At 58.5% G+C, this 18,915-nt stretch carries 15 protein-coding genes; all 15 read left to right on the top strand.

Annotated features, from left to right (window positions below; translation table 11 throughout):
* The first annotated feature begins 78 nt into the window (after positions 1–78).
* The 15 genes from GPK89_RS05470 (at position 79) to GPK89_RS05540 (ending at position 18,842) form a co-directional block, all read left to right on the top strand.
* The gene (locus tag GPK89_RS05470; RefSeq protein WP_215691923.1) at positions 79–849 is read left to right on the top strand and encodes a DUF4422 domain-containing protein; all 771 of its coding nucleotides are present in this window, start codon (positions 79–81) and stop codon (positions 847–849) included.
* Positions 842–1,741, top strand: a complete 900-nt coding sequence (locus GPK89_RS05475) for a glycosyltransferase family 2 protein (protein WP_215691924.1) — start codon at positions 842–844, stop codon at positions 1,739–1,741. The genes GPK89_RS05470 and GPK89_RS05475 overlap by 8 nt, the downstream gene beginning before the upstream one ends.
* Positions 1,738–3,456 (top strand): HAD family hydrolase, encoded by a 1,719-nt coding sequence (locus GPK89_RS05480; RefSeq protein WP_215691925.1) that lies wholly within the window; start codon positions 1,738–1,740, stop codon positions 3,454–3,456. Before GPK89_RS05475 ends, GPK89_RS05480 begins: the two co-directional genes overlap by 4 nt.
* 19 nt (positions 3,457–3,475) lie before the next feature.
* On the top strand, positions 3,476–4,492 hold the full coding sequence (locus tag GPK89_RS05485) for a glycosyltransferase family 2 protein (protein WP_215691926.1): 1,017 nt from the start codon (positions 3,476–3,478) through the stop codon (positions 4,490–4,492).
* A complete protein-coding gene (locus GPK89_RS05490) occupies positions 4,489–5,337 on the top strand; it encodes an NAD-dependent epimerase/dehydratase family protein (protein ID WP_215691927.1) in 849 nt (282 codons plus the stop codon). Before GPK89_RS05485 ends, GPK89_RS05490 begins: the two co-directional genes overlap by 4 nt.
* 23 nt (positions 5,338–5,360) lie before the next feature.
* Positions 5,361–7,304, top strand: a complete 1,944-nt coding sequence (locus GPK89_RS05495; protein WP_215691928.1) for a rhamnan synthesis F family protein — start codon at positions 5,361–5,363, stop codon at positions 7,302–7,304.
* A 6-nt stretch (positions 7,305–7,310) separates the two neighbouring features.
* Positions 7,311–8,717: a rhamnan synthesis F family protein gene (locus tag GPK89_RS05500; RefSeq protein WP_215691929.1), complete on the top strand. Its 1,407-nt coding sequence runs from the start codon at positions 7,311–7,313 to the stop codon at positions 8,715–8,717.
* 39 nt (positions 8,718–8,756) lie between these two features.
* Positions 8,757–9,737 carry an acyltransferase family protein gene (locus GPK89_RS05505; protein ID WP_275951425.1) on the top strand — a complete coding sequence of 327 codons (981 nt, stop codon included), beginning with the start codon at positions 8,757–8,759 and terminating at the stop codon, positions 9,735–9,737.
* Positions 9,738–9,874: 137 nt separating this feature from the next.
* Positions 9,875–10,807, top strand: a complete 933-nt coding sequence (gene hprK / locus GPK89_RS05510; protein ID WP_215691931.1) for an HPr(Ser) kinase/phosphatase — start codon at positions 9,875–9,877, stop codon at positions 10,805–10,807.
* Positions 10,808–10,825: 18 nt separating this feature from the next.
* Positions 10,826–11,575, top strand: coding sequence for a phosphatase (locus GPK89_RS05515; protein WP_215691932.1), 750 nt, complete (start codon positions 10,826–10,828; stop codon positions 11,573–11,575).
* A complete protein-coding gene (locus GPK89_RS05520; RefSeq protein WP_215691933.1) occupies positions 11,572–12,528 on the top strand; it encodes an ROK family protein in 957 nt (318 codons plus the stop codon). The genes GPK89_RS05515 and GPK89_RS05520 overlap by 4 nt, the downstream gene beginning before the upstream one ends.
* 23 nt (positions 12,529–12,551) lie before the next feature.
* Positions 12,552–13,478 (top strand): UDP-N-acetylmuramate dehydrogenase, encoded by a 927-nt coding sequence (murB, locus tag GPK89_RS05525; protein ID WP_215691934.1) that lies wholly within the window; start codon positions 12,552–12,554, stop codon positions 13,476–13,478.
* Positions 13,479–13,494: 16 nt separating this feature from the next.
* Positions 13,495–14,358, top strand: a complete 864-nt coding sequence (rapZ, locus tag GPK89_RS05530; RefSeq protein ID WP_215691935.1) for an RNase adapter RapZ — start codon at positions 13,495–13,497, stop codon at positions 14,356–14,358.
* A gap of 16 nt (positions 14,359–14,374) precedes the next feature.
* Positions 14,375–15,307, top strand: coding sequence for a DNA-binding protein WhiA (gene whiA, locus GPK89_RS05535; RefSeq protein ID WP_215691936.1), 933 nt, complete (start codon positions 14,375–14,377; stop codon positions 15,305–15,307).
* On the top strand, positions 15,300–18,842 hold the full coding sequence (locus GPK89_RS05540) for a DNA polymerase III subunit alpha (RefSeq protein ID WP_215691937.1): 3,543 nt from the start codon (positions 15,300–15,302) through the stop codon (positions 18,840–18,842). The genes whiA and GPK89_RS05540 overlap by 8 nt, the downstream gene beginning before the upstream one ends.
* Positions 18,843–18,915: the final 73 nt, after the last annotated feature.

Consider the following 18,915-nt stretch of genomic DNA (forward strand, 5'->3'; position numbering starts at 1 on the left):
AAAAACGCTATACTATAAGTTTAGCAAAACCCTTATATGAGAAAGTATAGGAAAGTATTTTAAGGCGGGTAGACTATATTGCAGACCACCATTATCGTAGCAACGCATAAACCGTACTGGGTGCCGGATGATCCGATGTATCTGCCGGTACAGATGGGCCATGCCATCCATCCGGCCATCGGCTATATCGGCGATGATACCGGCGAAAATATCTCGGAGCGCAACGCAAATTTCTGTGAGCTGACCGGCCTGTACTGGGCCGCGCACAACATTGATTCCGACTATATCGGCATTGTGCATTACCGCCGCTATTTTGCCAGCCGCCGCAAGAGCCGCTTTGCCGCCAAGAAAAGCCGCGTCATCAGTCACGAGGAACTGTGCTCTATCCTGGCGACCACCAACGTGGTGCTGCCTAAAGAACGCCACTATTTCATCGAGACAAACTACACCCAGTACATCCACGCCCACCATAAGCGGGATCTGGAAACGACCCGAGCCATCATTGCGCGCAAATGCCCCGAGTATCTGCCCGCGTATGATCTGTATATGTCCAAGACGCACGGCCACCACTTCAATATGTTCGTCATGAAAAAGGAGCTTTTGCAGCACTACTGCACCTGGCTGTTTGATATCTTGTTTGAACTGGAAAAAGAGTTGGACATGACCGGCTACACGGTCAATGACCGCCGCGTCTTTGGCTTTGTCAGCGAACGTCTGCTCGATGCCTGGCTTATCACGAACAACATCAGCTTTGAGGAACTGGACATCGTCTATATGGAGCACCAGAACTGGCTGCACAAGGGCACCGCCTTCCTCAAGCGCAAATTCTTCCCGAAGAAAGATGATTGACGCAAACGCCGTCACGGCTGTGGTCGTGACCTACAATCGGCTGGCGCTGCTCCAACAATGCCTGGCCGCCTTGTGCGCCCAGACCGTGCGGGGCTTTACGGTGCTGGTGGTGGACAACGCCTCCACCGACGGTACCGCTGACTACCTGAAAACGCTGGATATGCCTGGGCTTGTCTGCCGTAATCCGGGCAAAAATCTCGGCGGTGCGGGCGGCTTTGCCTACGGCATCCGGGAGGCTGCAGCCCTCGGCTGCAAGGCAGTCTGGATCATGGACGACGATACACTCCCGACGCCCACGGCGCTGGAAACCCTGCTGGCGGCGGACGCTGCCCACGGTGGAGACTACGGCTGGCTGTCTGGCCGCGCCCTGGCCCCGGATGGCGCCGACCAGCCTATGAACCTCCAGCGCAAGACGATGTACCGCGATATCGACGGTTTCGGTGATGGCAAAGGCGAGATACCCGCCGTGATGGCGAGCTTTGTCTCGCTGTTTCTGCGCGTCGAGACCGTGCGGCAGTTCGGCCTGCCCATCGCCGAGTTCTTCATCTGGTCCGACGATTGGGAGTACACCCGCCGCATTTCCCGCGAAAAGCCCTGCTATGTCGTGCCATCCAGTCGGGTCGTGCACGCCATGCAGAACCCCGGCGTGGTGAATATCGCGAAGGACGTGCCCGCCCGTTGGGCCAGATACCGCTACTTTTACCGCAATGATGTCGTGCTCTACCGGCGGGAAGGAGTCATCGGCTGGCTGTGGCTGCTGGCAAAGGATGCCTGGCACACCGTGCAGGTTTTGCGCGACGGCCAGGGCAGCCGGGCCGAACGCATCAAAATCATCTGGAAAGGCTTTGCTGCGGGGGTCAAGTTCCACCCGCAGACACCGTACCTGCCATGAATCTAACGGAACACATCTGCCATATGGCCGCCCGGTATGACGCGGTGGCTTTCGACGTGTTTGACACGCTCATCAAGCGTGACACTGCCGCGCCGACGAATCTTTTCCGCCTGCGGGGCGAGGCGTTTTATACCGCCCGCACCCGGGCCGAGCGCGAAGCCCGCGCCGCCAAAAGCGGGGAAGTAACACTGGCGGAAATCTACGCCCGGCCCTGCCTTGCGGGTTATGACACCGCGCAGGAGTGCGCTGCCGAGCTGGCCGCCTGCACGGCTTACGCACCGGTGCAGGCCGCTGTGCAGAAATTGGCGCAGCAGGGCAAAAAACTCTATTATATTTCCGATATGTACCTGCCGCAGACGCAGATCAACGCCATGCTGCGCCGCTGCGGCTACACCCAGTTTGCGGGGGGCTTCGCCTCCTGCACCTACGGTGTGCAGAAGCGCAGCGGCAGACTGTTCAAACAGTTTTTGCACGAGACGGAACTGGACGCCAGGCAGGTGCTTTTCATCGGGGACAGCTGGCGCGCCGATGTGGCCGGGGCCGCGCTGGCAGGGATAGCTTCGTGGCATCTGCCCACAGGCCCCGCCCCGGCGTCTGACCTCGATGCCTTTATACAAAACCGGCTGCAACTGTGCAAAACGGCGGGGGAGGCGCTGGGCATTTCGGTGCTGGGGCCGCTGGCTACGGCCTACTGCCGCTGGCTGCATGAACGCCGTGCCGTGCACCCGGACGCGAAACTCTATTTCCTCGCGCGGGATATGTACCTGATGCGCGCAGTATACGCCGCACTGTACCCGGACGAAGAAACCGAATATTTGCGGGTCTCCCGCCGCAGCCTGGCCCCGGCGTTTTTGGCGGCGGGGGATTATGCCAGTGTGAGGGCGGCACTGCCACGGCAAAGCCTGACCGGGGCGCAGATCGCCGCCTACTGCGGTGCAGTCTGCCCGCCGGAGCTGGCTGTACAAAAATTTGACTTGAAAGCTCCGAACACCGCAGAACTGGATATCTTTTTGCAAAAACTGCCCGCCCCGGAAAACGCCGAGGCCGTGACCGCCTACCTGCGCCAAATGGGCGTGCGGGAGGGGGATATCCTGGTGGATATCGGCAGCGGCGGCACGACCCAGCTGCTGCTGGAACGGTTGCTGGGCGTGCAGCTGCACGGCTTGCAGCTCTCGGCAGACGAGCGCCTGCGCAGCCGCTTTGACGAGACGCGCACCGAGGTGTTCCTGTTCGGCGGTCAGCCCGCTCCGCGCCTGTACTGGGCAGGTCAGCCGATGCTGGAACGACTCATTTCTGAGGATGTTGGCGCGACGCTCGGCTATCGGGCGGCAGAGGACAAAATAGAAGCAGTCGCGGCGTCCCAGCCTGTCGCGCCGCTGCTGGCGGGTATCCAACAGGGCGTGCGGAACTTCGCCGTTGCCTGGCGGGACAGCGTGCTGCATGATTGGCCCATCCCGCCGGAACGGGCCATTGCACCGTTTTTGCAGCTGGTGGAAAGCCCGACTGCTTTACAGGTAAAATTGCTGGGAGATTTGACTGTCGAGGATGGCGGTGTGTATCCGCTGGCCGCCCCCGAGAGCGCCGCCCACTACCTGGCCCACCCCAGGGACGTAAAACGCGATCTGGCAGAAGCGCGGTGGAAAATCGGCTTTTTAAAGCGGCTGGCCCCACTGCCGCTGCCCTACGGAAAAATCTATCTGAAACTCAAAAAATAATCAGGAAAGGAGAGATACCATGGCAAAAATCAGCGTCATTTTACCGGCCTACAACGCCGAAAAGACCCTGCGCACCGCCGTGGAGTCCATCCTTTCCCAGCAGGTGCCGGGGATGGAAATCATCATCGTCAACGATGGCTCCGCCGACGGCACGGCCCGGCTCTGCCATGTGCTTGCCAGCGAGAACGACTGCATCCACGTCATCACCCAGAAAAACGCCGGCATCTGCGCGGCCCGCAACCGCGGGCTGGAAGCCGCGGGCGGCGAGTTTATCGCCTTCTGCGACGACGATGATCTGTTCTGGCAGGGGGCACTTAAACTGCTTTTGCAGACTGCAGAGGATTCCCACGCCGACATTGTGCGCGGCGGGTATGAGCTTTTGCGCCAGCGCCCGGACGGCACCTTTGCCGAGCAGAGGCATCCCACCGGGCAGCCTTGCACAATAGAATTGGGCAAGGGCGGCTATGGTGCCTTTTTGGAGAACAGCGGCCCGCAGTTTGTCTGGAACGCCCTTTACCGCCGCACAGCGCTGTTGGGCCTGCGCTTTAATGAGCGGTGCAGCTTCGGCCTGGAGGATTTCGTCTTTAACGCTGCGGCCTACCGGCGCATCTGCAAGGCGGTCTACATCCCGCGGGTAGTCTACCGCCACTTTGAGGGGGCGCAGAGCACCTCCTGTGCGCGGACGGCGCAGGCACTTATGGGGCGCATCCGGGCGTTGGAACCCTGGATGGAGGCGGAATTTCACGCCGCCCAGCGCTGGTGCAGCCCCGACGAAATGCAGGCTGTGTGGAAAAACCGCCGCGCCCAGGTCGTGACATTTTTGATGCACCAGCTGCGGGATGCCCGCGCCCCCGATCCGCTGCGTCGGCAGGCGTGGCGCACCCTGCGGGAAGTTCTGGCCCCATACCCGGGCGGAATGCTTGACATTTTGCACGATGCAGGGAAAAATAAAAAGCAGACGGCCGCGCTGCTCTTATACCAGCTGCGGCTGCAAAATCTGTACGATTTGCTGACCATCAGAGAGGAACAACTATGAAAACGATTCTTGTCACCGGCGCGGCCGGGTATATCGGCCGCCATGTGGTCAAAAATGCCCTGGATCGCGGCTATAAGGTCATTGCGGCAGACTTCAACTTTAAAGGTGTGGACGAGCGCGCCGAGTTCTGCGATGTGCCGCTGTTCAGCGGCGACGCTGACCTGTACCGCAAACTGGGCAGCCCGGATATCTGCATCCATCTGGCCTGGCGCGACGGCTTCCGCCACAATTCGCCCGCCCACATGAAGGATCTGTCCAGCCATATCGTGTTCCTGAACGCCCTCATCGACGGCGGCCTCAAAGATTTGAGCATCATGGGCACGATGCACGAGGTCGGCTACTGGGAGGGGGCTATCAACGAGAGCACGCCATGCAAGCCCCAGAGCCAGTACGGTATTGCCAAAAACGCCCTGCGCCAAAGCATGATGCTGACGCTGGCGGATGCCCCCTGCAAGCTGCATTGGCTGCGGGCCTACTACATCACCGGCGACGAAGCCCACGGCAGCTCCATTTTTGCAAAAATCACCCAGGCCGAGCAGGACGGCAAAAAGACCTTTCCGTTCACCAGCGGCAAGAACCTCTATGATTTCATCGATGTGGACGAGTTGGCAAACATGATTGTGGCGGCCAGCGTGCAGGATGAGATCAATGGCATTATCAACGTCTGCACCGGCAAGCCGATGAGCCTGGCCGAGCGGGTCGAGCAGTTCCTCAAAGACAAAAACTATAAAATCAGGCTCAACTACGGCGCATTCCCGGACCGCCCCTACGACAGCCCGGGCACTTGGGGTGACCCGGCCAAGATCAATAAGATTCTGTCCATGGATACCTACAAAAAAGCATAAAAGAGCATAAAAGGAAAAACGCAATGAAACGATTGGGCATCTTTTTCTTTTACGAAAAAAACGGCGATGTGGATGATTTCATCACCTACTACCTCGCTGACCTGAATAAGAACCTGACCGAGCTGGTCGTCGTCTGCAACGGCAAGCTCAGCGCACAGGGCCGCGCGGCCTTTGAACAGTTTACCGACAACATCATCGTGCGCGAGAACAAGGGCCTCGACGTCTGGGCCTACAAAACGGCGCTGGATTCTTACGGCTGGGCGAAGCTCACTGAATTTGACGAGATCGTCATGACGAACTCGACCTTGATGGGTCCGGTGCGCCCGCTCAAGGAAATGTTTGACGCCATGTGGGAAAATCAGGATCTCGATTTCTGGGGTCTGTCTATCCACCACGGCGCAAAGTCGAACCCCTTCAAGGGCAAGCACCTTTATAACTATCTGCCGGTGCACATCCAGTCCCATTTCATCGTCTACCGCCAGCGCTTTGTCAAGGCCCCTGAACTGCAAAATTATTGGGACAATATGCCGATGATCGAAAGCTACACCGACTCGGTGCAGCGGTACGAGGCCGTGTTCACCAAACAGTTTGAGGATAAGGGCTTCAAGTGGGACGTCTATGTCAAGACCGACGATTTGAAGGAGTTCACCGACTATCCGCTGCTCGTCTGTCCGACGCGCCTTCTGCGGGAGAAAAAGTGTCCGCTGTTCAAGCGCCGCAGCTTTATGCACGAGCTGGAAGCCTACCTCAACTATACAGCGGGGGAGCCGGTGCAGGAACTGTACGCCTACCTGCGGGATGAGACAGACTATCCGATGGCTCTCATCTGGAAGAACATGATCCGCACGATGCACCCCCACGACTTCACCCGCAGCCTGGCCCTGACCCGCATCATTGAGCCGACTGTGCTGGATGCCGTTACGGCGGAGAGTATCTGCAAAAACCGCCGCATTGCGCTGGCCATGCACCTCTATTTTATGGATATGCTCGACCAGAGCAAGGCGTTTGCGGCCAAGTTCCCGCCGGAGACGGACGTTTTTATCTCGACGAGCAGCGCCGAAAAAAAACCGCAGATCGAAGCGGCCTTTGCTGATTTGAACCTGCACAGCGTCACCGTGACCGTGGTGGAAAACCAGGGCCGCGATGTGGCCGCGTTTCTGTGCGACCTGGCCCCGCAGCTCAAAGACTACGACTATGCCTGCTTTATGCATGACAAAAAGGCCATCCAGACCAAGCCGGGCAGTGTGGGGGCCAGCTTCGGCTATGTCTGCAACGAGAACGTTTGCAAAAATGCAGCCCATGTGCTGAACGTGCTGTGTGAATTTGAAAAGGATCCCTACCTCGGTATTCTCTGCCCGCCGTACCCGACGCACGGCTTGTACTTTATGAATATGTGCTCCGGCGGCTGGGGCCCGAACTTTGAGAACACGAAAAAGCTGATGAAAGATCTGGGCATCGATATACCCATTTCCGGCGAAAAATCTCCCATTGCGCCCTACGGCAGTGTGTTCTGGTTCCGCCCCAAGGCGCTGGAACCGCTGTTTGCCCACGGCTGGCAGCATTCGGACTTCCCGCCCGAACCCTTACCGCAGGACGGCACCATCAGCCACGCCATCGAGCGCATTTACCCATTTGTGGCCCAGAGCGCGGGCTACTACCCGGCGGTGGTCATGAGCAAAAACTATGCCGTTACCCACAACGACACGATGCAGGCCTACGCCAGCGGCATGATCCGCCCGCTGGCCCGGGTGTTCGACTGCACGACCTTCTACGGTGCGGAAAACTCGGCCACAGGCTTTGCCTACAAAAAGCACCACCTGTTCAGCCACTATGGGCCGTACTCCGACAGCAAGCGCCGCCACGCGCGGAACTGGCTGCGGGACAACCTGCCCGCAGGTTCCTACAAGGTCATCATCAACACCAAGCGTGCCATCTTTGGACCGCACGAAGGCCCCTACGAGGACTGACCCCTTATGAAACGACTGGTCATCTATTTCCATTACGACCCGGCAGGCCGCATCGATACGGCCTGCCGTATTGCTGTGCAAGCCATGCAGAAGTACGCCAAGGTGCTGTTTGTTACCAACGGCACGCTGACCCCGGCGGACCGCGTCTGGGTGCGGCAGGCGGGCGCAGGCCGCATTGAGCGGGACAACACCGGCTTTGATGTAGGTGCTTACAAAGAGGCTCTGCTGACCCTTGGCAGGGAGAAGCTGGCGGAGTATGAGGAAGTCATCCTCATGAATTTTACGCTGGCGGGGCCTGTCTGCCCGCTGGGGCCGATGTTCGCCGCTATGGACGCGCGGGCGGAACTCGACTTCTGGGGCCTGACGCGCCATTATGCCATGCAGAGCCGCCGCTTTGGCGGCGCGGTGCCGGAACACCTGCAATCCCACTTCCTGGCGCTGCGGCCGCGATTATTCAACAGCGACGCCTTCTGGGACTATTGGCAGCAGATGGCGCTGCCCGCAAGCTATGAACAGTCGGTTATCCTGCACGAAACGCGGTTCACGCCGTACTTTGCTGCCAAGGGCTATATCTGGGATACTTATGTAAATACCGACGATTTGTGCGGCGTTTTCGTCAACCCCATCATGGCCTGCCCGGCAGAACTACTGCAAAAACGGGACTGCCCGTTTTTCAAGCGCCGCAGCCTGTTCACGCCCTATGCCGACGAGCTGCGCCGCACCGATGGCTGCGCGGCGGGGGAACTGTACCGCTATGTGAAAGCGCACACGGAGTTTCCCGTTGACCTTTTACTTGCGTCGCTCTTGCAGACACAGCCCATGGCCGCACTGGCAAAGAACCTGCACTGGAATTACGTGATAGCAGAACCCGCCGCCGAAGTGCCCGACCTGGCCGCGCTGGGTCTGCGCTTGTTGCGGTACACGCTGCCCGCTGCCGACCCGGTGACGGACTGGTACAATAAAAAGGCCTCTGCCGACGCGGACGCCCTGCTGGGCCGCGCCGCGCAGCTGTTTGAAAAAAAGCCGCTGTTGGGAGTGCTCAGCCCGGCGCTGCCGTTGTGGCAGGGCTGCGCCGCCGCCCGGCGTACCCAGTGGCAACGCGACGCCGGGACACTGGCCGAAAAAGCCGCCGTGCCTGTTGGCAGCGACCCACTGCCTGCACCCAACTGCGGCTGGCTGCTGGTGCGGGAGGCTTCCTTCCTCGACGGCATCCCGCCCTGCACCACCCAGCGCGACGCTTGGCAGCTGGCCCTGACAGCCCAGGCCGCCGGGTATTATGCCGCTGCCTTTGAAACCGCCGCCCAGGCTGCCGCGCGGGCGGATGTTCTGGATGTGTACGAGGCCGATGCCGCTCGGCCTGCCGTCGTGGCCAAGCATCTGGGGCGGCTCATCAAGCACAAACTGCAAAAGTAAAAGGGGAGAAGAGCCATCAAAAAGCAACGCCTTTTTTATCTGGACCTAGTCCGCGCCGTGGCGCTCATCTGTATTCTGGTCGTGCATTTCAATGCGACGGTCACAGGCTATTTCACATTGCCTCATAAAATTTTCACCAGCAACCTGCCGCTGGGCATTTATTTGGGGGATTTCGGCTCCTCGCTGTTTTTTATCGTGTCCGGCGCGTCACTGGCGCTGACAGTCCCGGCAGAGCAAAGCCCCCCGCAATTTTACAAAAAGCGGGCAAGAGCTGTCTATCCGCTGTTCTGGCTCGCGTGGTTCGTTGTGTTCAGCTGCCGGTTCGTCACGCGCCCAGGCAGTTTCGGCGGGGCCAGGACCGTCACGCTGGTGCTGACCTTTTTGGGCCTTGACAACTTCGCCGTTGCCGCTGGGTGGGTCGGCATGGACTTTGCCTGCGTGGGTGAGTGGTTTTTAGGCAGTATCCTGTTTTTATATCTGCTGTTCCCGCTTCTGCAGCGGGCCTTGCGCAAAAACGCCTGGCTGACCTGGGTTGTGACGCTGGCCGTGTGTATCCCGGTACACCTGCTGGGCTGGGATGCGCGGCTGGTGGCCGTACATATCCCGGAATTTCTCTTCGGCATGACGTTTTTGATGCTGCCGAAAAAAGTGCAGTACATCTTGGCTCCGGCACTGCTGGTGGCGGCCATCCCGGCTAAAGGATGGGACGGCAAAATCACCTGTGCTCTGGCAAGCATGGGGGTGTTTATCCTGCTGGCGCTGGTGTCGCCGCTGCTGGACCGCCCCTGGCCTCGTGCGCTCGGCGCAGAGCTTGCCAAAATTTCCTACGCGGTGTTCCTTGTGCATCATGTGCTCATCCAGGATATGGCATCCCACTTTGACTTGGCGGCGCTCTCCCGCCGGGACACAGCGTTCCTCTTCATTATCTATCTGGCGGCAGCTTTTGCCGCGGCCAAGGCGCTGCTCTGGCTGCAAACAGCCCTGCGCGGGGCGTTTGCCAAACTGTGCCCCCAGACATAAAACCTGCTGCCCGCTGTTTTTATCCAAAAACAGCGGGTATTTTTTTAACATTGTACACCTGCGCCCTCTGTACAAAAATCGGCAGGTACGGTATAATAAGTAATAATGTTCTACAAAAAGGAAAGGGGCGTTCCACTGTGTCCGAATTCTCTGTTTCCCTGGCAAAGCTGGCTGAGGAAGCCAATCTGACGACCGCCTACACCCCCTGTGAGCTGGACAAGATTCAGGTCACGGCAACCGAGGTGTACCGCCCGGGTATCCTGCTGGCCGGTTACTATGAAAACTTTGACAACAAGCGCATCCAGATCATCGGCCTGACCGAAATGTCCTATCTGGATGAGTTGTCCACTTCGCTGCGCAACACCCACCTGGAAAAGCTGTTTTCCTTCCAGCCGCCGGCTGTTGTGCTCACGCGCGGGATGCGGCCCATGTCCGAAATGATGCAGTATGCCAAGCAGTACGGCGTGCCGCTCCTGATGTCCACCGAGATGACGTCTGCCCTGATGGGCCAGCTCATCACGACCTTGAACACCGAGCTTGCGCCCCGCATCACTCGCCACGGCGTATTGGTCGAGGTCTACGGCGAAGGCATCCTGATTCTGGGCGACTCCGGCGTCGGCAAGAGCGAGACGGCCATCGAGCTGGTCAAGCGCGGCCACCGTTTGATCGCCGATGACGCCGTTGAGCTGCGCCGGGTGTCCTACCGCAAAATCCTCGGCACCGCACCCGCCAATATCCGCCACTTTATTGAGCTGCGCGGTATTGGCATTATCAATGTGGCCCGCGTGTTCGGTATCGGTTCAGTGCGTTCCAGCGTTGAGGTCGAGATGGTCGTTCAGCTTGAACCCTGGGACCGCACAAAGAACTACGACCGCACCGGCCTTGAGACCGAGTATTATGATATCCTCGGTGTCAAGGTGCCCAGCATGCTCATCCCGGTCATGCCCGGCCGTAACCTGGCTGTTATTCTGGAAACGGCGGCCATCAACAACCGCCAGAAGGAAATGGGCTACAACGCTGCCAAGGAGCTGCTGACCCAGCTGGGCTTGGCGGACGATATCTCAAAATAAAAGAGGTTTTTCCATTCCATGCAAATGATTGCAGACCTGCACACCCATACCCTGTGTGCGACCCACGCTTACAACACCTTTAACGAAATGGCCGTAGCGGCCAAGGAAATCGGTTACTGCGCCCTGGCTGTGACTGACCACGCGCCCGCTATGCCCGATGCGCCGCACTCGTGGCATTTCTCCAACTGGAGCGCCATGCCCCCTGTGATCAACGATGTCGTTATGCTCTACGGAGCCGAGGCCAATGTCATGGACACTAAAGGCGGGTTGGATATGCCTGAGAGCCAGCTCAAAGACCAGGATTGGGTCGTGGCGTCCATTCACAGCTCCTGTGTGCCGGGCCTGCTGACCCGCAAGGAGGCAAACCGCCTCTGGCTGGCTGTGGCGGAAAACCCTTACGTAGATATCATCGGCCATTCCGAGCAGGAAAACTACCGCTACGACTACGACCTTGTCACCAAAGCGTTTGCCAAAAATCACAAGGTCGTGGAGCTGAACGGCAACTCCTTCAATGTCCGCAAGGACGGCATCCCCAATATGCGCGCTCTGCTGGCAGCCTGCCTGCAAAGCGGCTGCCATATCGCTGTGGACAGCGATGCCCACAGCACACACCAGTTGAAACACGGCCTGACAGCCCTCTACGCCATGCTGGAAGAGATGGATTTCCCGCAGGAGCTCATCGTGAACGCCACGCGGGAAAACCTGGTCCGTGAATTGAAATTGCATAAAAAAACCTGTGCAGAAAAAGTAGGAGGAATTTTATTATGAGCAAGTACACCATTGGTATCGATCTGGGCGGCACCACCATGACCGCCGGCTTGGTCAACGAGAACTACGAAATCGTCGCCAAGACCACATGGGCTACGCGCCTGCCCCGCCCGGCGGAGGATTTGGAAAAGGCATTGGCAGACCTGTGCCGCACCGTTGCCAAAGAAAACAAAGTTGACTTTGCCGATGTCAACTATGTGGGCATCGGAACCCCCGGCAGTGTGAACTTCAAGACCGGCTTTGTCGGCTTCAACACGAACTTCGGCTACTATGACTGGAACCTTGGCCCCGACATGGAAAAGATGCTGGGCTGCAAGGTCTATGTGGAAAATGATGCCAACGCCGCCGCTTACGGCGAGTACATTGCGGGCGGCGCCAAGGGTTATAACGACGCAGTCGTCATCACCCTGGGCACCGGCATCGGCAGCGGCATCATTCTGGGCGGTAAAATCCTGCGCGGCTTCAACTTTGCGGCTGGCGAAATGGGCCACAACGTCATCGTTAAGGACGGCATCCAGTGCACCTGCGGCCGCAAGGGCTGCTGGGAGCGCTATGCCTCTGCCAGCGCACTGACCCGCGAGACAAAGGCCGCCATGCAGGCCAACAAAAACACCATCATGTGGAAGATGACCCAGGATATCGACCATGTCAACGCCAAGCTCGCCTTTGACGCCATGGCTAAGGGCGATGAGACGGCAAAGCAGGTCGTGGACAGCTGGATCGAGTATGTCGGCGTCGGCATTGCAAACGTCATCAACACCTTTGAGCCGGAGGTCATTTGCATCGGCGGCGGTGTGTCCAACCAGGGCGAAGTCCTGCTGGCCCCGGTCCGCGCATATGCTGAGAACGAGACGAAGAACATCACCACCGGCAAATTCCCCAAAATCTGTGCCTGCACGCTGCATAACGACGCGGGTGTTATCGGTGCAGCTGCCCTGGGAAATTCTATTTAACAGCAGTTTTTACGGAGGTTTCCATGCAGGAACAAACGATCACGGCACTGCGTGAGTCACTGGCGGCGGCAGGACTGCCGTTTGTGCAGGACGAGCCGCTGGCAGGGCACACGACATTCAAAATCGGCGGCCCGGCAGCGTTCTGGTGTACGCCGCATAACGCGGAGGAACTGCGCAGCACGCTGGCCCTCTGCCGCGAAAACGGCGCGCGGGTCTACCTGCTGGGCAACGGCTCCAACACATTGTTTGACGATGCAGGGTTTGACGGCGCAGTCATCGATATGCGCGGCGTGGCCGAGATGGAGCACTCCGACGCAGACAACGATATCGTGCGCATCACCGCCGGGGCAGGGCAGACCCTGGGCCGGCTTTGCAGCAAGGCCCAAGCGCTGGGCCTGACCGGACTGGAATTTGCCTGCGGCATCCCCGGCACGGTGGGCGGCGCGGTCTATATGAACGCCGGTGCCTACGGCGGCGAATTGAAGGACGTGCTGGAAAGCGTGACCTTCCTGGATGACAACTTACAGCTGCGTACGCTGCCTGCGGCGGATCTGGCTATGGGCTATCGTACCAGTATTTTTGAACAAAATCCCGGCTGGTGCATCCTGTCGGTCACGGTCGTTCTGCACCGCGGCGATGGTGCTGCCGTGCTTGCCAAGATGCAGGAGCTGCTGGGCAAGCGCAAGGAAAAGCAGCCGCTGGAGTGGCCCAGCGCGGGCAGCACCTTCAAGCGGCCCGTGGGCGCGTTTGCGGGCAAGCTGATCGAGGACTGCGGCCTGCGGGGCTTTACCGTGGGCGGCGCGCAGATCAGTGAGAAACATTGCGGCTTTGTCATCAACCGCGGCGGCGCGACCTGTGCCGACGTGGTAGAACTGACTGAGCAGGTCAAACAAATCGTGAAGCAAAAGACCGGCTTTGTGCTGGAACGTGAGATTCGCGTGGTAAAATAAGAGAGCGGTGGGGGAAATGAACTTTCTGATCGTGACCGGCCTGTCCGGCGCGGGCAAGTCTATGGCTGTCAATGCGCTGGAGGATATCGGCTTTTTCTGCATTGATAATATCCCGGTGGCATTGCTGCCGCGTATCGTGGACTTTGCCCTGCAAGGCGAGAACCAGCTCAACCGCGTGGCGGTCGTTATGGATGTGCGCGGCGTGCGCAGCATCGAGCAGCTGAAAGCCGCCCTGGACGACCTGGATGCCAAGAAAATCGATTACGACATCCTGTTCCTGGATGCGAACGATTCCGTCATCCAGCGCCGCTACAAGGAGACACGCCGCCAGCACCCCATCACCATCAGCGAGAAAGTCCCCATCACCGAGGCTATCGCCAAGGAGCGCAAGCTATTACAGCCTTTGCGTGAGAAGGCAAAATATGTCATCGACACGTCGTTGCTTTCGGCGGCGCAGAACCGTGAGCGGGTGTGCAGCCTATTTCTGGACAAGGGCGAAAGCCCGATGGAGTTGATGGTCGTGTCCTTCGGCTTCAAGTACGGTCTGCCACAGGAGGCAGACCTGGTGTTGGATGTGCGCTGTTTGCCAAACCCCTTCTATGTGCCGGAACTCAAGCACAAGACTGGCCTCGACCAGGAGGTCGTGGACTACGTCATGAACTCCGAAGCGTCGCAGGAGCTGCTGCGCCGCTATGAGAGTATGTTGGAATACGCCCTGCCGCTCTATGTCAAGGAGGGCAAAAGCCAGCTGATGATCGCGGTGGGCTGCACCGGCGGCAAGCACCGCTCCATCACGTTCGCACGGAAGATTGGCGAGTTCTGCGAGAAACTCGGCTATGCCCCCAGCGTGCAGCACCGCGACGTGAACCGAAGTTTATAATAAGGAGACCACCACCTTGAGCTTTTCTCAAGAAGTGAAAAACGAAATACTACGCCGCAAAATCAGCAAACCCTGCTGCAACATGGCCGCCGCGTATGCGGTGGCCTGTTTTGGCAAATACTTTGATGACCGCGGTGTTGTCTTACAGACCGAAAACGAGGGCGTTGCCCATTTTGCCCAAAAGCTCTACCGTCGCTGCGGTGTGCAAGGCACTGTTATCAGCAAGGAACGCCCCACAGGCCCGGTGTATGAGTTCAGCGTAAAGGACCCAGCCGAGGTTGCCAAGATGCTGGCACTGTTTGGCCACACCGGCAAGGAGCCTACCCTGCGCATCCGTCCGGAAAATTTCAGATGCCAGAACTGTATGCAGGCGTTTATCTCTACAGCGTTTTTGTGCTGCGGCACGATGACCGACCCTGAAAAAAGCTACAATCTGGAATTCCTCTCGACCCGGCATTACCTTTCCCAACAGCTGGAAGCCATGCTGGCCGAGCATGATTTTCATCCCCACCGCGCCCTGCGCAAGGGGGCCAACACCATTTATATCAAGGCCGCCGACCATATCGAAGATCTGCTGACCTTTATGGGGGCGGGCGGCGCGGCCATGCGCATTATGGATCAGCGTGTTTACAACGAGATGCGCAACAAGACGAACCGTCTTTCCAACTGCGAGACAGCCAACCTGGGCAAAAGCGTCCAGGCCGCCGTACAGGTGCAGCTTGCCATTGAAAAGCTGCAGGCGGCGGGGGCTATGAACACCCTGCCCGAGGCCCTGCGCCACACCGCCAAGCTGCGGATGCAGTACCCCGACCTGCCGCTGGCAAAGCTGGCCCAGAAGTTTGATCCGCCGGTGAGCAAAGCCGGGCTTTCCCACCGGATGAAGAAGATACAGGAGGCTGCCGCCCGCCTGGGCACGGCCCCTGACGAAAAGGAAACACCCCATGCCTGAAACGACCCCGAGACAATTCACACACCTGCATGTCCACACCGAGTACAGCCTGTTGGACGGTGCCTGCCGCATTGACCGGATGTTTGACCAGCTGAAAGCGATGGGGCAGACGGCGTGCGCTATCACCGACCACGGTGTCATGTACGGCTGCGTGGCTTTCTTTGATGCGGCCAAAGCGGCGGGCATCAAGCCCATCATCGGCTGTGAGGTCTATGTAGCCACCCGCACCCGCTTTGATAAGGTCAACCGTATCGACGGCAACAACCACCTGATTCTGCTCTGCAAAAACGAGACAGGCTACAAGAACCTTATCAAGATGGTGTCTGCCGGCTTTACCGAGGGCTTTTACTCCAAGCCGCGTATCGATAAGGAACTGCTGGAAAAGTACCACGATGGTCTGATCTGCCTGTCCGCCTGCTTGGCGGGCGAGATACCACGCGCGATTCTGGCAGGGGACTATGACCGCGCCAAGCAGACAGCGCTGTGGTATCGGGACTTGTTCGGCGAGGGCAACTATTACATCGAATTGCAGGACCACGGCCTCGAAGAAGACCAGGTCGTGCTGCCGCAGCTCATCCGCTTGGCACGGGAGACCGGCATCCCGATGGCGGCAACGAACGACGCCCATTATATCACCAAAGAGGACGCCAAGATGCAGAGCATTCTGCTTTGCATCCAGACCGGCAAGACCATCAACGATGTGGATCGGATGGAGTTCCAGACCGACGAGTTCTATCTGAAATCCACCGATGAGATGTACGACCTCTTCTCCATGGTGCCCGAAGCCTGCGAGAACACGAACAAAATTGCCGAGCAGTGCAACTTCGCGTTTACCTTCGGCGAGACGAAGCTGCCGTACTTCAAAGCGCCCGACGGCATGGAGAACCAGGCATATTTTGAAAAGCTCTGCTGGGAGGGCCTGGAGCGCCGTTACCCCGGTAAAGTGACCGATGCCCTGCGTGAGCGCCTGACCTATGAGATCAACGTCGTCAAGACGATGGGCTACACGAACTACTACCTCATTGTCTACGACTTTATCAACTACGCCAAAAGCCACGATATTCCGGTCGGTCCGGGACGTGGCTCCGGCGCGGGCAGTCTGGCGGCCTACTGCGTCGGCATCACCGATATCGACCCGATCCGCTACAACCTGATCTTCGAGCGTTTTTTGAACCCAGAGCGCGTCTCAATGCCCGACTTCGACGTCGACTTCTGCTACGAGCGCCGCCAGGAGGTCATTGACTATGTCAACGAGAAATACGGCCGTGACCATGTGGCCCAGATCGTGACGTTTGGTACGATGGCCGCCCGCGCTGCCGTGCGCGATGTGGGCCGCGTTATGGGCATGAGCTACCAGGATGTGGACCGGGTGGCAAAGCTCATTCCCACCGACCTGAAAATGACGCTGAAAAAGGCGCTGGAAGTCAGCCCCGATTTGAAAACGCTCTACGACGGCGACAGCCAGGTGCATGAACTCATCAACACCTCGCTGAAAGTCGAGGGGATGCCGCGCCATGCATCCACCCACGCGGCGGGCGTCGTCATTACCCGCGACCCGGCCACCGAGTATGTACCGCTGTCCACGAACGACGGCCTGCCGGTCACCCAATTCAACATGGTGGAAATCGAGCGGCTGGGCCTTTTGAAAATGGACTTTCTGGGTCTGCGCACGCTGACCGTCATCCATGATACCGAGATGGCCGTGCGCCATACCAAAGATCCGGATTTCCGTATTGCAAACCTCGATTACGACGACCCCGACACCTATGCCATGCTGGCAAAAGGTGAGACGGAGGGCATCTTCCAGCTTGAATCTACCGGCATGACCCAGGTGCTTGTCAGTATGCGGCCAAAGAACCTGGAAGATATCATTGCCCTGATTTCGCTCTACCGCCCCGGCCCGATGGATTCCATTCCGACCTACCTGCGCAACCGCAAGGACCCTTCCCAGGTGACCTACAAAACGCCGCAGATGGCGCATATCGTTGACGTTACCAACGGCGTTGTCATCTACCAGGAACAGGTTATGCAGATCTGCCGCGAGTTGGCCGGGTTCAGCTTCGGTCAGGCTGACAATGTCCGCCGCGCAATGAGTAAGAAAAAGCTCAAGGTCATGGAGGCTGAGCGCGAGCACTTTGTCCACGGCTGCAAGGAACCGGGAAAGGAGTGTGCGGGCTGCGTGGCCAACGGCGTGCCCGAGAACGTTGCCAACGAGATTTACGACGATATGATCAGCTTTGCGTCGTATGCGTTCAACAAATCCCATGCCGCCTGCTATGCCTACGTGGCATTCCAGACGGCGTATTTAAAGTGCCACTATCCGCATGAATTTATGGCGGCACTCCTGACCAGTGTGCTTGATAATACGTCAAAAGTTATTGAATATACGACCGAGTGCCAGCGTCTGGGCATCAAGGTCCAGCAGCCGGATATCAATATCTCCCGCGGCGGCTTCACGGCGGATGGCGGCCTTATCCGCTTCGGCCTGAACGCCGTCAAGAGCGTGGGCCGCGACGTAATTGACGCCGTCATTAAGGAACGCACCCACCAGCCTTACCGCAGTCTGTACGATTTCTGTAAGCGCTTGCGGGGCGGCGGCCTCAACCGCCGTGCACTGGAAAACCTCGTCAAGGCCGGTGCATTCGACAACCTCGGTGCTACCCGCCACGGTATGCTGGAAAGCGTCGAGGGCATCTTGAAGAGCGTCGAGAACGATGCCCGCCAGAACCTGGACGGTCAGATGGATCTTTTTGGTCTGATGGGCGGCGGCAGCGACGACAAGCCCGCCGACGATTATAAAATCCCGAACCTGCCGGAATATTCGGCTGGCGAACTGCTGAAAATGGAAAAAGAGGTGTCCGGCCTCTACCTGTCCGGTCATCCGCTTGACGCCTACCGCGCCCAGATCGCGCAGATAGCTACCTGCACCATCGCCCAGCTGCTGGGGGAGGACGCCAAACAGTTTGACAACCAGACTGTCACCTTTGTCTGTACCATCGTCAAGAACAAAATCATGACGACAAAGTCCAACACCCTGATGGCCTTTACCACCGTCGAGGATCTGACCGGCAGCATGGAGATGATCGTTTTCCCGCGCATCCTGGCAGAGTGCCGCGCAGCCTTGCAGGAAAACGCCGTCGTCGTCGCCAATGGCCGCGTCTCCGTCAAGGAGGACGAGGCCGCCCGGTTGCTGGTCGAGGGCGTGCAACCCATTGACAGTTATGACCCGAACAAAAACTTTGGCATGAACCGTGTCGAACGTGTCAAACGCGAGACCAGCGGGGGAGGGGCCGCCGGGTATTTCCTGACCGTGCCAGCTCGGGACTGTCCGGAAATGCACAAGGTTGAAAATCTTTTGTGCAACATCTTTGACGGCGGCACAGTCAAGGTATACTTCCGCTTCCTGGACACCGGGAAAGCGGTGCTGGCCCGGCACATGGCAATCAAGGACGATCCGCTGCTGCGTACAGAATTGGAGCGAATTCTGGGCAAAAATTGTGTAAAAGTTCAGGATATCGAACAGTCTGCAAAATAAATCCATGTGTTTTGCGCGATTTGTCCATAATTGCCAAGGCCAAAGTGTGGTATAATGTGGATGGTCACGAGAT

Source organism: Gemmiger formicilis, assembly GCF_018784445.1.
Taxonomy (GTDB): domain Bacteria; phylum Bacillota; class Clostridia; order Oscillospirales; family Ruminococcaceae; genus Gemmiger.

Coding starts and splice junctions, on each gene's coding strand:
- GPK89_RS05475 (WP_215691924.1), top strand. CDS start 842: ATGATTGACGCAAACGCCGTCACGGCTGTGGTCGTGACCTACAATCGG.
- GPK89_RS05480 (WP_215691925.1), top strand. CDS start 1,738: ATGAATCTAACGGAACACATCTGCCATATGGCCGCCCGGTATGACGCG.
- GPK89_RS05485 (WP_215691926.1), top strand. CDS start 3,476: ATGGCAAAAATCAGCGTCATTTTACCGGCCTACAACGCCGAAAAGACC.
- GPK89_RS05490 (WP_215691927.1), top strand. CDS start 4,489: ATGAAAACGATTCTTGTCACCGGCGCGGCCGGGTATATCGGCCGCCAT.
- GPK89_RS05495 (WP_215691928.1), top strand. CDS start 5,361: ATGAAACGATTGGGCATCTTTTTCTTTTACGAAAAAAACGGCGATGTG.
- GPK89_RS05500 (WP_215691929.1), top strand. CDS start 7,311: ATGAAACGACTGGTCATCTATTTCCATTACGACCCGGCAGGCCGCATC.
- GPK89_RS05515 (WP_215691932.1), top strand. CDS start 10,826: ATGCAAATGATTGCAGACCTGCACACCCATACCCTGTGTGCGACCCAC.
- GPK89_RS05520 (WP_215691933.1), top strand. CDS start 11,572: ATGAGCAAGTACACCATTGGTATCGATCTGGGCGGCACCACCATGACC.
- murB (WP_215691934.1), top strand. CDS start 12,552: ATGCAGGAACAAACGATCACGGCACTGCGTGAGTCACTGGCGGCGGCA.
- rapZ (WP_215691935.1), top strand. CDS start 13,495: ATGAACTTTCTGATCGTGACCGGCCTGTCCGGCGCGGGCAAGTCTATG.
- GPK89_RS05540 (WP_215691937.1), top strand. CDS start 15,300: ATGCCTGAAACGACCCCGAGACAATTCACACACCTGCATGTCCACACC.